The organism is Paenibacillus barcinonensis (assembly GCF_003217495.1).
In the GTDB taxonomy this organism is placed as follows: Bacteria; Bacillota; Bacilli; order Paenibacillales; family Paenibacillaceae; genus Paenibacillus; species Paenibacillus barcinonensis.
Genome location: NZ_QJSW01000002.1, coordinates 493881 through 508900, shown reverse-complemented (window position 1 = coordinate 508900; position 15020 = coordinate 493881). Strand labels below are relative to the sequence as shown.

Genomic DNA, 15020 nt, shown 5'->3' with positions numbered 1-15020 from the left:
ATGATGATCTCCTCCTTGAAATGGAGTCAGATTGTAGCCGGGATTGGCATGGTCACGGGAAGTATGAAAAGTGGCAAGGGTCCCTATAAGGGCCGTGGAACCAGTGCAGCACTGGACAAGGTGAAGCAGACGATTCGGGATGCGAAGGCAAAGCGAGAGCAGGCAGGCAAGAGTGGTAAAGGGACGGGAGAAGTCAACAAACCTAACCTTTATGATAAGGCTGGAAATTATACGGGCGGTAGAACTCAGAAGGAATTGGATGACTTAGCTCGAGATCCAGCAAGTAATGGGAAAATAGAACCTAAAAATATCAGGGAAAGGGAAGTTGGATTAGCAGTAGAAGAGAGAGGTCAATTGGGAAAGCTAGTTCGTGATCCTCAAGCAGAAAATGGAGCAGAGTTTATTGATACTTATTCAGGTTTGAAGTGGGACGTGAAAAGCTTTGAATCATACCCAAGTGGTGACAATGGAATTCCTATAACAAATCCCAAAAAGGGTGCCTTTACTATCAAACAAGGTATGAAGAAGCTACAAAAGGAATTTGATAATGGGAACAATGTAATTATTGACACAAGAAAAATGGAGCCTGAGCATGTTAAACAACTCAAGAAAGCAATTGATGAAGAAGGCGTAACAGATAAAATAATATGGTATCCTTAAGGGGTGGGAAAATGGAAGGGAATCTCAGTAGGAAGTTTGAATTGCATAAAAAATGGGTTGAGACAATTGGTAAAGAAGGCGAAATGCTAAAGTTAGATGAAGTGGACTTGAGAAGTTTTGCTTTATCCGATGTATTGCTTGAACAAGCATATTTAATAGAGTGTACTTTTGATGATCTCAGACTGGAAAATATTGATTTTCACGCATCATTATTAGCCTCGTCAACATTTAAAAATGCATATTTAGATAAATGTGATTTTTATAAAACAGACTTAAGATATTCGGATTTTTCCAGTTGTGTAATTAAAAACAGTAGATTTAGCAAAGCTGATTGTTGGGAAGCAATATTTAGAAATGCATATTTAATAGATTGTAATTTGATTAATGTATCGTTTTACTTAACGGATTTTAGTTGGGCAAGACTAGAAAATATAGATATAAGTGTAGCGACATTTGAAGAAACATTATTAAGTGGAGTGACTTTGAAAAATATTAAAGGTATAGAAGAAGCTCATGTTAAAAGCATTAATATTGGTACGTTGGAGAAGCCAATTTTGTTGAAATCAAATGAAGCAAAGAAATGGATTTTAGAAAAATGTGAAGTAGGCGGCTAAGAGGAATTGGCTACCAGTGCCGAGTGAAATGGATAGCAATGCTCAATCAAACTTAACCCTTATCAGCCCCATATAAAGTTTTACTAAATATGTTTCTACGCGCATCAAATGTTTTAATTTTATGCTATAAATAATGCCAATCCGATACATCAAGCAGGTTGATTGTGGTCAGATATCACCATTATCGACCTGTTTTATGTTATTTTTGTTTTTTCACTTTATCAAAATACAAATCGCAACTATTCGAGTAATCTACTACGATAGTTCGGTGAAAGGGATTGAGTCGTATCTTATTGCGGGGTTAAGGCGACTACTAATATTGTTAGGACTTAACTGAAAATATGGGAAGGTCATGTGTTAAAGACTAGCCACCGATCTCCTCATTCCTATAATACAAGTGGCAGCGAAGAGTACATTCAATGATCCAGTAAAAACTAAAATGAATAAAGGCGTAGAAATTGAATTGACGGATTGTAATATGAAGTGCGACACCTGCTGGAAATTAATAAAAAAATGGCCCATGGCCGGATTCGTGTAGAATGAAAGTTCTCACACAACCATTCACACAAGGAGAATCCACCATGAGCTACACACATCTTAGCATAGTCGAACGCAGCAAGCTAGAAATCCTCCACCCGCAGGGGAAAAGTACCCGAGCGATTGCCCAAGCACTGGGCAGACATCATGCCACCATTGGCCGGGAACTCCGCCGAAATACAGCAGAGCACCCCTACGGCGCGGAGAACGCTCAAGAGGGCTATGTCCAGCGTCGTAAGGCCTCCGTTTCTGTAGGGAAGTGGAAGCCAGAACTGGCGAGTCGCATCGAAGAAAAGCTTCAGGCGACCTGGTCTCCGGAACAGATCGTAGAGCGTTTACGTCAGGAAGGTCAGGCAATGCTATGTTTTAAAACGGTCTATCGTTGGCTTTATACAGGTCGCTTGGAGAAAGGCGTGCTTGCCGTCCTCAGGCACAAAGGGAAGCGGCAGAAGCCCGCAGAGACACGCGGCAAGTTTGCCGTGGGTAAGCCCATCTTTCAACGTCCGAAAGAGGTTCGTCACCGGGAGACCTTCGGCCATTGGGAACGGGATACGGTGGTTTCAGGTTGTGGGAAAAGCAAGGGCTGCGTAGCGACGTTCATCGAACGAAAGACCCGCTTGTACACCGCGATTCGTATGCCTGATCGTACCGGGTTGTCCATGGAGATTGCGTTTGGAGTAGCGGCTTCGCAGTACCCAGTCCATGCATTTCAAACCGCTACCGCAGACCGTGGCAAGGAATTTGCCTGTTACACCAGCCTGGAAGCCGTTCATGGCGTGTAGGTATATTTTGCAGATCCCTATTCCTCCTGGCAACGCGGCTCGAATGAAAATGCCAATGGCCTCCTGCGAGAGTTTTTCCCCAAAGGGACGGATTTCGCCCAAATCACGGATGAAGCTCTGGAAAACGCTTTGAACTTGATCAATCACAGACCACGTAAATGCCTGAGTTGGAGAACCGCTCACGAATCCTTTTCAGAGGAACTGTCGCACTTGGCTTGACAATCCGTCATTTATATATTTGTTGATGGAGGTAATGCTAGACGGGATCTGATTCAGTTACAGATTGAAGCATTTGAGCTCGGAGTGAATCCCTTTACAGGAGAGCCTGTCACAGACGATTACGCCAAGATGATGATCTCCTCCTTGAAATGGAGTCAGATTGTAGCCGGGATTGGCATGGTCACGGGAAGTATGAAAAGTGGCAAGGGTCCCTATAAGGGCCGCGGAACCAGTGCAGCATTGGACAAGGTTAAGCAGACGATTCGGGATGCAAAGGCAAAGCGAGAGCAGGCAGGCAAGAGTGGTAAGGGGCCGGGGAATGGGAGTAAGGTAAATATTTCTAAAGAAGTTGAAATAGTAAACAAAAGAGGAGAATCCCTAGGAGAATTAGATGAGATTGATTTGGTGAATATGATTTTTTATGAGGATAAATCCGCTCAAGGTCTTCACAAAGTTAATCCCAAAACAGGTTTGCCTGCACAAACTCCTCAACAATTTGCCGATAAACAGATACTAATAAAAACGAGAAATCGTATTAATGCTCTAGAAAATGCAACTTCTACACGGGCAACTAAGAATGGTTCATCTGAAATACCTAACCTTGAAGATATTAAGGATATCCGAGAATTTGTTTTTAGATTAGATGGAAACACCCCCGATTTGAAACAGGCAGTTGAAAATAGTCTAAGCAGATTAAGACAAGAATTTCCTGATTACAAGTTCAGTGCAATCTTTGGAGGTAAATAGATTATGACTATCAGCGCATTAATCCTTGACCCACAAAATGATTATGAAAAGAGTTTTTTTATTCCAGTTGCTACGGAGTCCTTCTTTAAAGAGTGTTGGTTGCCTGCAATTGAATCATTGGAATTACAATGGACAGATCTATTCACAACAGGTGTTGATGTAGAGGAAGAAGATGTACCGCATATTATTGAGGAACTAGTGCTTATCAAAGAATGGGCGGCTAAATTTTTAAATGAGGAACAAAAAGAAAAAATGTTTGAAAGGATAAAAGGACTTCAAGATAAATTACCGCTTGCATTCCAGCGTAAGGATGTAGTTGTTTTTATAGGGTGAGGAAATTTTAGTCTATTCATTTCTTTTCAATAGATTAAATAACGAAGATGAACCAATGTTGGAAAGACTTCGGCGTCACGGGATGTTTTATTAACTAATGAGCATCCCGAATTTTCTAAACCATTGGAGCTGTGCTTCATAGAGATATTAGGCATTTATCCGAGTATGATTTTGTGGAATTTCTGAAGATGAATTATAAATGAAAAGATGAAAAGTAACCTAGCTGGTTCCTGTTTTAAAGGACGATGTGTAGAGTGGTCTGGAGGAAGAGTGATGGCAAGAAGAAAGAGTAAGGCCAAACAGGAGGAAGAACTATTTAAGGGGCTAGCTGGCTTGGCGATGCTGGGAGGAACGGCAGGTACATACTCATTAACCACTTCATGGAAAGCTTCAATAGGCGTTGGAGTTCTTGGAGTTATAGGTGTGGTTACATTAATGATTAGTCTTCAGCGTAAGCGAATGAAGCGTTTAAAGAGGTCAGGAATCGCAGAGATTGATCAAATGGATGGATTTCAATTTGAACTGTATCTTGCGCATCTTTTTCGCTCTCAAGGATATAAGGCTGAGGTTACGAAAGCAGTCGGTGATTTTGGAGCTGATTTAATTCTGACCAAAGAGGGAATGCGAATTGCAGTTCAAGCGAAGCGCTACAGTAAAAATGTGGGAATTAAGGCAGTTCAGGAAGCCCAGTCCTCCATTGCACATTATAGAGCAGACGAAGCATGGGTAGTTTCCAACAGTGAGTATACTGCAGCTGCCTATGAACTTGCAAAGTCTAATAAAGTGAGATTATTTAATAGAGAGGCTTTGATTGAGATGATGCTAGCAATGAACGATCAGAAAGTTAATGATTTTCAAGCTGCCGACTCTAAAATATCTCCAATAAAGAACGTCTGTCCAAGATGTGCAAGTGACCTTGTGGAACGTTCGGGTCCCAAAGGAGTCTTTTATGGATGCAGTAGTTTCCCTAAGTGTCGTCACACTGCACCGTTGAAATGACTATCAGATGAATGGATTCAACTGGCGCCTGATCCAAATTCGTAAACTTTTATGAAGACGCAAGCTTAATATACCTCAACATTGGATTCATCTGCCTAATCCTGTACAATGAATAACGACAAAACAACGGTAGATTAAGGATGGATTAGAACGATGAGGATTATTATATCACCAGCCAAGAAGATGAAGGTCGACACCGATCTGATGGCTAGCGCGCAAATGCCGCAATTTATAAACGAGTCAGAACAACTCCTGAGTCTGCTCCAGACGTTATCTTATGAAGAGCTCAAAACGTTATGGAAGTGCAATGATGCTATCGCTGAACTGAACATGGAGCGGATTCGCAGCATGAATGTAAAAGAAAATCTTACACCGGCCATCTATTCGTATGAGGGCATTCAGTATCAATATATGGCGCCTGGCGTTTTTCAGCAGGAAGAGCTAGCGTATCTGGAGCAGCATTTACGTATATTATCCGGCTTTTATGGGATGCTGCGTCCTCTGGACGGAGTTACCCCTTATCGGTTGGAGATGCAGGGTAAGTTACAAGGGCCGGGATTCAAATCCCTTTATCAGTTCTGGGGCAGCAAGCTGGCTGATCGGCTTCAAGAGGAAAGCAATTGCATTCTCAATCTGGCTTCCAAAGAGTACAGCAAGAACATCACTCCTTTTCTGAAAGAGGAAACCCTCTTTATCACTTGTGTATTTGGACAGATGGTTGGTGGGAAACTGGTGGAGAAGGCCACCCGCGCCAAAATGGCGAGAGGTGAGATGGTGCGGTATATGGCAGAGCGTAAGATTACGGATGTGGAAGACATTAAAGGATTTGATCGGTTAGAGTTTGTTTTCTCGGAAGAGATGTCGGATGAGAGTACTTATGTTTTTATTTATTCAGAGGAAAAGTAATGGTTAGCATGCAAGTGATATCAGAGAGGGAATGATTCCCGTTGTACTTCAATAAAAGTCGCCATTCAGCGGCTTTTATTTTTTAATATGCTTAAAAAGAAAAAATCCCCTGTAAAGCAAACTGTACCCTGTAAAGCAGGCGTTTTAAAAATGTCTCTTTACGGGGTACAGCTTTATTCATTTGGTGCTGCTTGGTGTTGGGCTTTAGAACTTAACGAACATTAATCCAAGCGGTCCACTGTGTTGGAATATTAATGGAGTAAACGGTTCCTACGAACTGCCCACCCGTACTAGGTGCCTCATATAGCCAAGAATAAGCAAAGGCATCTATAACACGATCACCATCCAGATCTATAGGTTCAGACCAATTGTTTGTCATTTTATTTCCTGCGAGTGTACCGAAGTGAGAGCTGTCATAACCGATCTGGAACGTAATACACTGTATCCAGTTCCCGCCGTGATCATTGGCAGTGGTCAGGGGGTTGCTATTGAAGCCATAAATTTCTTGACCCCCATTAGGGGAAGCGACAGCGTATACATTAATATGAGATACCTTTGGCGCAGGTGCGTGCAGCACAGGACCGCTATTTTCTTGCTGCGCTCTAAACTCGGCTTTGGCTGCCTCTACAGCTGCGCGGAACTCTTTTGAATTTACCACTTCTTCTTTCGTTAAAGGTTTGGGTTGAGCAGTCTGAGCTTCTGCAAAGACAGCTGCATTAAACGAGAAGACTAAAACAAGAATAAGAGCCAAGCTAAATAACTTTTTCATAGAAATCAATTCCACCTTTCTTGTTATGGATGTGCTGGCAGATAAAGATACATACGCTTACGTAACAAAGATGAGCTTGCAGATGGAAACCTACGAATCCTCCTTTCGTTGTGAGAATGATCCTTCCCATATTTTCTGTTTCTGTTGATAGCACGAAGAGGGAAGAAAGCTGCAGGCTGGAGCGCTCTGGCAGGTTGAGAATGATATATTAGGTAAAGCCTGATAATTGATATTGAATTACAAAATTATTATTTAAATTGAAATATATTCCATATACTTATGGTACTTCTTGTTGTTAAAGGAAGTCAAGTATGTTCACAAATTACACAAAATGTTAGATTGATTGTATTTATAGTAAAAAGAAAAATGTATAAGACTTGAGCACGATTGTAGTTAAATCTGGTGCAGGATAATGTATCAAAATTCAGGAAGTTAGCCGGATGAAATTGCCATCAAACTTCTGCTAACATAAGTATATCCTACATAAAAATAAGCGGTGAAAACGGATGAGTATAATCAAAGTTACCCCTGAGCAGTTACATCACGTATCGAATCAGGTGGATCAGGCGAGGCAGCAATTGGAACATATCCAAGATAATCTCTCCAGGCAGATGATGTTCCTTCAAGCCATGTGGATGGGTGTGACACAGGAGCGCTTTTATGACGATTTTGAGCGGTCGCGTCCCGTACTACAGAAAGCACTAGAGAGCATGGTATATACTTCGAAAGAGTTGAAGGATATTGCGACACGGTTTGAGAATGCAGATGCGGAGAAAGGCAGTCTGGGCGGTGTTATTGGTGCCGTTGGTGCGGCAGCAATGATGAAGAGCTCAGTAAGTGATACGGGTTCGGAGGACAAAGGCTACCGGATGGCACAAGTCGATGTCCTTGGTAGGCTGATGTGGATGCCAGTAAACGAGAATGGCGTTCCCGATCAGGCATCTCTACAGGCATACCAGAAGGATCAGGGACATTTGGATATCAATCGGATGCAAGCAGCAGGCCATGTGGAAGAGCCGGGGGAAGATATCAATGCGTTGCAGATTAAAGCTTTTGAAAATCGAATCCATCCCTTCACGGGCGAGCCTGTATCCGATAAGTATGCTCAGATGATGCTGACTTCTCTGAAGTTCAGCCAAATACTTATGGCATTCCAGATGGTTCGCGGAAGTATGCCGGGTCGCAAAGGGCCGTTTCGCTTGCCTGCTTCTGATCCGGCAGTGGCGAAGATTAAAAAGAATTTGGAAATGGCTGAAGCAAGGAAAGGAAATGGTAAGAAGGAAGGTGCCGGCGTTACCGGACAGTCTTCTAATGTTGGTAGTTTAGTTAAAGAAGGAAACAAAACGAAATATACTAATCCAGCTGGTAATGTTCTGCATTGGGATGATCAGCATCCCAAAAATATTAATCGAGACATTGATCAATTGTTAAACAGTAAGGACTCAGGAAAAGCAACTGAAGCCAAAGCAGCTTACGCTGTAAGAGAAAGTAAGGAAGTTACAGCCTTCAGCCAAAAAATTCAAAGGGCTGATGGTAATCCTGCAGGGGATTTTGACGTAGTAACGAAACATGAAATTATTGAAGTTAAAAAATCATTGAAAGCTATCACAGATGTGGAACAGTTTGATAAATACGTGAATGTAAAACACCAAGATTTCTTTAACTATGAACAGAAGAAGGTCATTTTATATATTGACAAGCCATTGACTAATCCACATCCGAATGATCTGATAAAATTGGAATTAATCAAATCTAAAGGTGTTACTGTTGTGAACTCTTTAGATGAACTCAAGGGGGTATTGAAGTAAAATATGGGTACTTCAGCTGTTATTTTAACGAACAAAGATAAATATTCTCCAGAGCAACTCTTGGCTGATACTATTGTTGCAGCTTTTCATTCCGACTCTGCTCTTTATTTCTATAACAACAAAACGTATACAAACGAAGGAGAGTTTTTGTATACAACGCTTAATATCAACCGTAAGTCATTCACAGGGGATAATGAATCCTCATTAATTTTCCATATTCACAGCATAAATAGCCCAAGTACTGAATTTTATTATCACGAAGATTTAGGTTTAGATACTAGTGAATCGCTATATCAGGTTGGGCATATTGAGGATATCTATGGTAATCAAGAGTTAATACTTAACTTTATCCATGAATATCTCAAGCTGAATCCAGATGATTATTTCTGGATAGCAGATAATGATTGGATATACAGGTTTGAGGACATGCAAAAACTGAAATCTATACCGTATGACCCGGATTGGTGTTATAAAAATCCTACAGAATAACTTCTAAATGATGAAAAAGGGAACATAAAGAATGTTGATGCTGCATTCCGGATTAATATTAAGGAAGAGATAATTGATGTACAAAATGCTGACAACAAAAGTTGAAATAGATCAATTAGTGGAATCTTATTTCTGGATTATGGATTTTCCAAGAGCTTTAACATACTTCGGAGATCAAGAAAGATATGGGTATGGTTCAGGTCCACGGAGGTACAATTTTCATCCTATCATTCGCCAGAAGAAGAGTACATTGGTGATCAGAAAGTATGTTTTATCGGAGAGCCCCCAGCATACGATGAAGATGTAATGGCAGTCATGGAGTATGATGAAATTTATAATTATTTGCTGATTTACAGTGAGAAGTACTTGGAGGAGTATCCAGAAGATAAACAGGAGATATTTCATTTATTAGATGTGGTAAAAAAAAGATGGGGTTTACATTATTAACTTACTGATTATTTAGTAAAGAACTAGAGACTGATTTAGCGGATTTTCCACTAAATCTCTATCTCACCTCATTTCTTGATATACAATCTTTCTGAGGTGACCTTAGCATGAGAGATAACATGTCAAACCTGATCGAAGATTTGTTTCACGGGAACCTACGGTTGGACGAGTCGATTCATCCTGAACAGGACGAGTATTACGAAATTAACAGCCAAATATCGGACACCATGCAAAACTACAAAACAAAGCTCCCGGATACAGAATACGATGCCTTGGAGCAACTGATCGACTTGATCGGACAGTCCACATCCATGTATGTGGAAGCGGCGTTTGAGCAAGGTTTTCGCACAGGTGGCAGACTCATTATTGAGGTTTTAGCCAAACCGTGAGTATCTATCTACCTTTATGAGCCAGTAGACAATACACAGCAATTCAAAAATCCCCTCCTCCATTACCACCGATCAGGCTGGCATGGGGGAGGGGACTTTGCTTTATGAATTATTCTTTTATCTGACCAACCTATACTTACCGCGCTCCAATATTCTTACCTGCTGGCGTTCCCGAGCCAATCAGTTCACTACCACCTGCAAGCTTCAGGAAATTACCCAATACAGGGGTGCCGTCTGGGGCACGGGTTACCGAAGGCACGAGGGAGACAAAGTCGTCTGCGCTGGCGAGCAGGCCTTTGTCGTTGACGCTCTTTTTGTTTTTCCACCAGACGTTGGTGCTGCTGACATCGGTTCCGCTGGTTTTGTCGCTGGCGCCGCCCTGGAAGGAGAGGTTGTTGGTGAAGATGTGTGAGCCTTTGTCAAAAGCAAAGTTGCTTTGTCCGTTGTTCCAGGAGGTGTTGTTGGTCATCTGGATCGAACCGGGATTGCTGTTATAGGTAAAGCCGTGTTTTTTGTTATTAAACGCAATGTTGTTCTCGATAATATGGTTCACTGCAATTTTCTCACCGCCCAGCTTAAAGCCGTTGCCATCACTGTTGGGAGTGGAAGTCCCATCTGCGGTTGCGCCGTTGCCGTAAGCGATGCTGTTGCGGATGGTGACGGCACCGATGGCGCCTGTGTTTGTTTTGCTATAGAGATCCCAGCCATCGTCTACGTTAAAGGCGGCAACACAGCCGTCAAAGACGTTCCCCGGACCTACCGTCAGCTTGGCGGCAAAACCGTCCGCATCCTCGCCATCATCCGGGTCATAGTTGTTGTGAGAGTAGGAGCGAATAATCTCGTTATACGAAGGCCATTCGCTTTTGGCAGCGGTGGAAGCATAACGCCCGAGCTGAATACCGGTATCCCGGTTATGATGGGCTTCAATCTGCTCCAGACGGTTGTAGCTGCCACCGATGAAGATGCCGTTATCGCCGGCACCCTTAACCTCTAGTCCTTTCAGGAACCAGTAGTCCCCGAACAGCTGTAGCCCACGATTGGTGGAAGCGAAGGCTTGAGCGGAGAAATCAAAGACGGGTGTCTCCGATCCATAGGCAACCAGATTTTTGCGTTGTGAAGCTGTGCCACTGTTGCCACGTTCAATGGTTATGGTTTCGGAGAAGCTGTAGGTGCCGCCGCGCAGATAGATCGTTTTGCCTGGAGCGATCTGGGTCAGAGCGTTAGCCAGGGATGTCGGACTATTAATGGTTCCCGGATTGCTGGCAGAGCCGTCAGGAGAAACAACCAAATCGCCTGCAGCCAGTGTAATATTGGAGCTGTTGACCGCTGATTCGGATTCGAAAGCACTTGGCAATCCACCCTCCAGCAATTCTGAGGCACTGATCGCTCCACCGCTGAGCAATAATAGCGGAAATGCGGCGCTGAGACAGATGTTGGTCATTTTCAACTTCAGGGACCGCTGGGATCGTGTAGCGGCATGTGTAGATGTGGATCGGAATAATTTCATAAATGTAAGCCTCCTTGGTCGATTGAAATCACAGCTTAATGGTAATTGTTGTAAACCTTATCATCAATAATCATTTCATCAGGTTGCGAGGAAGGCTGGCAGGGCGGGCATGATCGCCGCACATGTCTATGAATTCGAAGCATATATGTAATCTGAGCATCGGCTGATCGTCCTTTTTTAACGACCATCGTCCAAAATGAACGTGAATGTGCTTGTTTTTCTCTATCGTTTTGCACAGAACTTATCCGGCATACACCTGAATGAACCTGCAAGCTTCCTGCATCTTCCCGTCCAAAGCATACTTTCATCGAAAAGCACGTAAGCCACTCCCTTGATCCGTCCAATGGTTAGGTCAATCTTTGTTCGTTCCAGCTCAGGCTACCTTGTGTTCGACAAAAAAATCTTGTCATGCTGTTCACGTTATGGGATAATTAACTTTTGCCCAGCGGCCTTTTTTGAAACGGAAAAATATAAATCGGACCGCTTTGTCTAAGAATGGAGGCTGACCCAGGATTGTCTACACAACGTTACCCTTTTGCATATGATCCGGCTGAACCTTTTGTATCCCGTCTGGGAGAGTGGGTAGCCGATGTGTTTTATGATATTTTGCCAGAAGCCGGCTTTGAGGTACGGGATGAACAGATTTTTATGGCGTACCAGCTCGAACGGGCCTATGGAGAGAAAAAAACGATTATGGCCGAGGCTGGCGTAGGAACAGGTAAAACGCTCGTTTATTTGCTCTACGCGGTCTGTTATGCACGCTATACGGGCAAACCGGCAGTGATCGCCTGTGCCGATGAGTCTTTGATTGAACAGCTGGTGAAGCCGGGCGGAGATATTGCCAAGCTCGCTGAACATCTGGATTTGCAAGTGGACGCACGTCTGGGCAAGTCACCGGACCAATACGTCTGTCTGAACAAGCTGAGTGCAGTCCGATTCGCCGATGAGGATGCACCAGTAATTGAAGAGGTGCACGAGAGTCTGCCGGAATTCGTGAACACGCCAGGAACACTTCAGGCCTTCCATCCATATGGTGACCGCAAACAGTATCCGCATCTGAACGATCGCCAGTGGAACAAAATCAACTGGGACCCGTTCCAGGATTGTTTTGTATGCCCTAAAAGACAACGCTGTGGTCTGACGCTGTCGCGTGACCATTATCGTCGTTCGAAAGACATCATCATCTGCTCCCATGATTACTACATGGAGCATGTGTGGACCTATGAAGCGCGCAAACGTGAGGGACAGTTGCCATTATTGCCAGACCATAGTTCCGTTGTATTTGATGAAGGGCATTTACTGGAAGAAGCTGCGTTGAACGCTCTGAGTTACAAGTTGAAACACCGCATCTTCGAGGAACTGGTTACACGTCTGCTTGAAGGCGAGATTCGTGAATCCCTTGCGGAGCGAGTGGACGAAGCGATTGAAAGCAGTGAGCGACTGTTCCGTCTGCTCGATACGTATACGGTGGCGATTCCCGGCTCGGAACGGAAGGAAGTGCGGGTAGAGGCACCGCTGCTGCGTGAGATTGAACGTTTGAACGGTGTGCTGGATGCGATCGGAGAAGAGCTGGTATTTGAGAGCGGACTTTTCTCGCTGGATGGGTATCAGATGCGAGTCGTAGAAGAACATCTGGATATGATTCAGACGGCATTGTCCCTGTTCCGCAAGGAGGATGGCTACATCTGTTGGGCGGAAGAGAGCGAGGATGAGACAACGTTGTCGATCATGCCGCGTACCGTGAAGGAAATTCTGAACGAGCGTGTGTTCAACACCGGCATTCCAATTGTGTTTTCATCCGCTACGCTGTCGGTGGACAGCTCATTCCGTTATGTGGCGGACAGCCTGGGGATTGAAGAGTTTGTATCATTCTCTGTAGCTTCCCCGTATGATTATGCGGACAAAATGCAGATGAAAATTGCTGAACAAGCCCTATCTGGACATGCAGCGAACGAAAATCGACTTCGTGATGCAGCAGCCTTGCTTCAGGAGAGCGGCGGTCGTGCGCTGATTCTGTTCCGTACAATGGAGGAGCTGCGAGCGTTCAAGCAGGATATCGTTCATGTGCCGGAAGCTGAAGGATTGCGCTTTATGTACGAGGGAGACCGGGAGATCAGTGATCTGATCTCGGCGTTCCAGCAGGATGAGGAGAGTGTACTGTGCTCCGTTAATCTGTGGGAAGGACTGGACGTTCCAGGTCCGTCATTATCTAATGTTATGATCTGGTCGCTTCCGTATCCACCACAGGACCCGGTATTTAATGCCAAGCGCAGTGCATCCTCTGCACCTTACGAAGAGATTGATCTTCCTTATATGCTGCTGCGGGTGAAGCAAGGTCTTGGACGTCTGATTCGGACAAGCACGGATTCCGGTTCGGCGGCGATTCTGGATGAGTCGATCTATACACAGAAGGAAGCGAAAGAGCGTATTGCGGCGCTGCTCCCGCAAGGCGTGCAATGGACAACGCTGGCACATTAAGTGTTCTGAACGTTTAACGGGCATGGATGTAGCGAGGGACTCCAAGGAGTCGTTGTCTTGTGACTTTTAAGTTTGTATACAAAATAAGCTCCTGTTCACTGGGGATGTTTAATCCACAGGTGAGCAGGGGCTTATTTGTTCTGTGCAGGTTTCATTCTGTACTGAGCTATTGCTGCTTGCCTTCGGCCTCTGTCAAAAAATACCCATGCTCAGATACCGTTCCCCGGTATCCGGCGCAATGCAAAGCACCCGGTGCCCCGGCCCCAGTTCCTTCGCGATGCGAAGGGCGGCCCACACCGAAGCGCCAGAGGAAGGGCCGAGCAACAGCCCTTCCCGGGCAGCAAGCTGCCGCATCGTATTCAGTGCGTCCTCATCGGACACCTGAATGATGGCATCCCACACGTCGGTATTCAAGATGTCCGGGATGAAGCCCGGACTTGTACCGACGAGCTTGTGCGGTCCGGGCTCGCCGCCGGACAGCACCGGGGAACCCTGCGGCTCCACCGCATAGATGCGCAGGGCGGGAAGCTGCTTGCGAAGCTCTTCGCCTGTTCCGGTGATTGTGCCGCCGGTTCCGGCTGTAGCGATGAAGGCATCCAGCCTGCCATCCATCTGCTGCATAATTTCGGGCGCTGTCGTGATCCGGTGAATATCCGGGTTCGCCTGATTTTCGAACTGCTGGGGAATGAAGCTGCCCGGCAGCTCGGCCTGAAGCGCCTTCGCCTTGCGAATAGCCCCAGGCATCCGCTCCGAGGCCGGGGTAAGCACCACCTCTGCACCATAAGCCTTCAAGATGTTGATACGCTCCTTGGACATGTTGTCCGGCATGATCAGGATGGCTTTGTACCCTTTGGCTGCGGCATTCATCGCAAGGCCGATACCCGTATTGCCGCTCGTTGGTTCAATAATCGTGGCCCCTGGCTGCAGCAAGCCGTCTTGTTCAGCCTGCGCGATCAGGTTGAAGGCAGCGCGATCCTTGACACTGCCGCTCGGATTGAAATACTCCAGCTTGACGTACACGTCAGCGGAGTCATTGCCTGTAAGCCGACTGAGCCGGACAACGGGAGTCTGACCGATTAATTCGGTCACGTTCGCGGCAACGAGTGGGTGTGATGATGTATTATTTTTTGAACTATAAAGAGGATTGGAATTCGATTTCATGATGTGCAGCTCCTTGATCAGACTGACATTGTGTGAATATCCTTTCCCACATCGGGAAGGTTGGATATGTCTTCTCCATCTTAATGACAGAGCACGCAATGGTCAACCTGTTAGCCTGTCGCTTGCCTGAAATGATGAATCTCGACAGAGTTTTGCTTCTTTCATGCTGTTGTCT

13 protein-coding genes and 2 pseudogenes are annotated in these 15020 nt (G+C 44.9%); 12 read left to right on the top strand and 3 right to left on the bottom strand.

Annotation, left to right across the window (positions count from 1 at the left end; translation table 11 throughout):
• The 7 genes and pseudogenes from DFQ00_RS05910 to yaaA all read left to right on the top strand — a co-directional run.
• A pseudogene (locus DFQ00_RS05910) lies at positions 1-660 on the top strand (hypothetical protein); the annotation flags it as partial.
• An 11-nt stretch (positions 661-671) separates the two neighbouring features.
• Positions 672-1274 carry a pentapeptide repeat-containing protein gene (locus tag DFQ00_RS05905; protein ID WP_110895391.1) on the top strand — a complete coding sequence of 201 codons (603 nt, stop codon included), beginning with the start codon at positions 672-674 and terminating at the stop codon, positions 1272-1274.
• Positions 1275-1855: 581 nt separating this feature from the next.
• Positions 1856-2812: pseudogene (locus DFQ00_RS05900) on the top strand (IS30 family transposase).
• Between the two features lie 240 nt (positions 2813-3052).
• A complete protein-coding gene (locus DFQ00_RS05895) occupies positions 3053-3559 on the top strand; it encodes a hypothetical protein (RefSeq protein ID WP_244213700.1) in 507 nt (168 codons plus the stop codon).
• A 3-nt stretch (positions 3560-3562) separates the two neighbouring features.
• Positions 3563-3892 carry a hypothetical protein gene (locus tag DFQ00_RS05890; RefSeq protein ID WP_110895389.1) on the top strand — a complete coding sequence of 110 codons (330 nt, stop codon included), beginning with the start codon at positions 3563-3565 and terminating at the stop codon, positions 3890-3892.
• A gap of 273 nt (positions 3893-4165) precedes the next feature.
• Positions 4166-4891, top strand: a complete 726-nt coding sequence (locus tag DFQ00_RS05885) for a restriction endonuclease (RefSeq protein WP_110895387.1) — start codon at positions 4166-4168, stop codon at positions 4889-4891.
• 153 nt (positions 4892-5044) lie between these two features.
• The gene (yaaA, locus tag DFQ00_RS05880) at positions 5045-5797 is read left to right on the top strand and encodes a peroxide stress protein YaaA (RefSeq protein WP_110895385.1); all 753 of its coding nucleotides are present in this window, start codon (positions 5045-5047) and stop codon (positions 5795-5797) included.
• A gap of 211 nt (positions 5798-6008) precedes the next feature.
• Here yaaA and DFQ00_RS05875 read toward each other — a convergent pair whose 3' ends face one another.
• Positions 6009-6566: a DUF4879 domain-containing protein gene (locus DFQ00_RS05875; RefSeq protein ID WP_110895384.1), complete on the bottom strand. Its 558-nt coding sequence runs from the start codon at positions 6564-6566 to the stop codon at positions 6009-6011.
• Positions 6567-7072: 506 nt separating this feature from the next.
• Here DFQ00_RS05875 and DFQ00_RS05870 point away from each other — a divergent pair.
• The 4 genes from DFQ00_RS05870 to DFQ00_RS05855 all read left to right on the top strand — a co-directional run bounded on the left by DFQ00_RS05870 (position 7073) and on the right by DFQ00_RS05855 (position 9699).
• Positions 7073-8374: a WXG100 family type VII secretion target gene (locus tag DFQ00_RS05870; protein WP_110895382.1), complete on the top strand. Its 1302-nt coding sequence runs from the start codon at positions 7073-7075 to the stop codon at positions 8372-8374.
• A 3-nt stretch (positions 8375-8377) separates the two neighbouring features.
• On the top strand, positions 8378-8863 hold the full coding sequence (locus DFQ00_RS05865) for a hypothetical protein (protein ID WP_110895380.1): 486 nt from the start codon (positions 8378-8380) through the stop codon (positions 8861-8863).
• Between the two features lie 114 nt (positions 8864-8977).
• A complete protein-coding gene (gene cdiI, locus DFQ00_RS30305; RefSeq protein WP_167433618.1) occupies positions 8978-9310 on the top strand; it encodes a ribonuclease toxin immunity protein CdiI in 333 nt (110 codons plus the stop codon).
• Positions 9311-9417: 107 nt separating this feature from the next.
• Entirely contained in the window at positions 9418-9699 is a 282-nt protein-coding gene (locus DFQ00_RS05855; protein WP_110895376.1) for a DUF6809 family protein, read from the top strand.
• Positions 9700-9835: 136 nt separating this feature from the next.
• Here DFQ00_RS05855 and DFQ00_RS05850 read toward each other — a convergent pair whose 3' ends face one another.
• On the bottom strand, positions 9836-11206 hold the full coding sequence (locus DFQ00_RS05850; protein WP_174812120.1) for a right-handed parallel beta-helix repeat-containing protein: 1371 nt from the start codon (positions 11204-11206) through the stop codon (positions 9836-9838).
• A 513-nt stretch (positions 11207-11719) separates the two neighbouring features.
• Between DFQ00_RS05850 and DFQ00_RS05845 the strand changes: the two genes are divergently transcribed.
• On the top strand, positions 11720-13684 hold the full coding sequence (locus tag DFQ00_RS05845) for an ATP-dependent DNA helicase (protein ID WP_244213699.1): 1965 nt from the start codon (positions 11720-11722) through the stop codon (positions 13682-13684).
• Positions 13685-13876: 192 nt separating this feature from the next.
• Here DFQ00_RS05845 and cysK read toward each other — a convergent pair whose 3' ends face one another.
• Positions 13877-14845, bottom strand: a complete 969-nt coding sequence (gene cysK / locus DFQ00_RS05840; protein WP_208643749.1) for a cysteine synthase A — start codon at positions 14843-14845, stop codon at positions 13877-13879.
• Positions 14846-15020 lie beyond the last annotated feature (175 nt).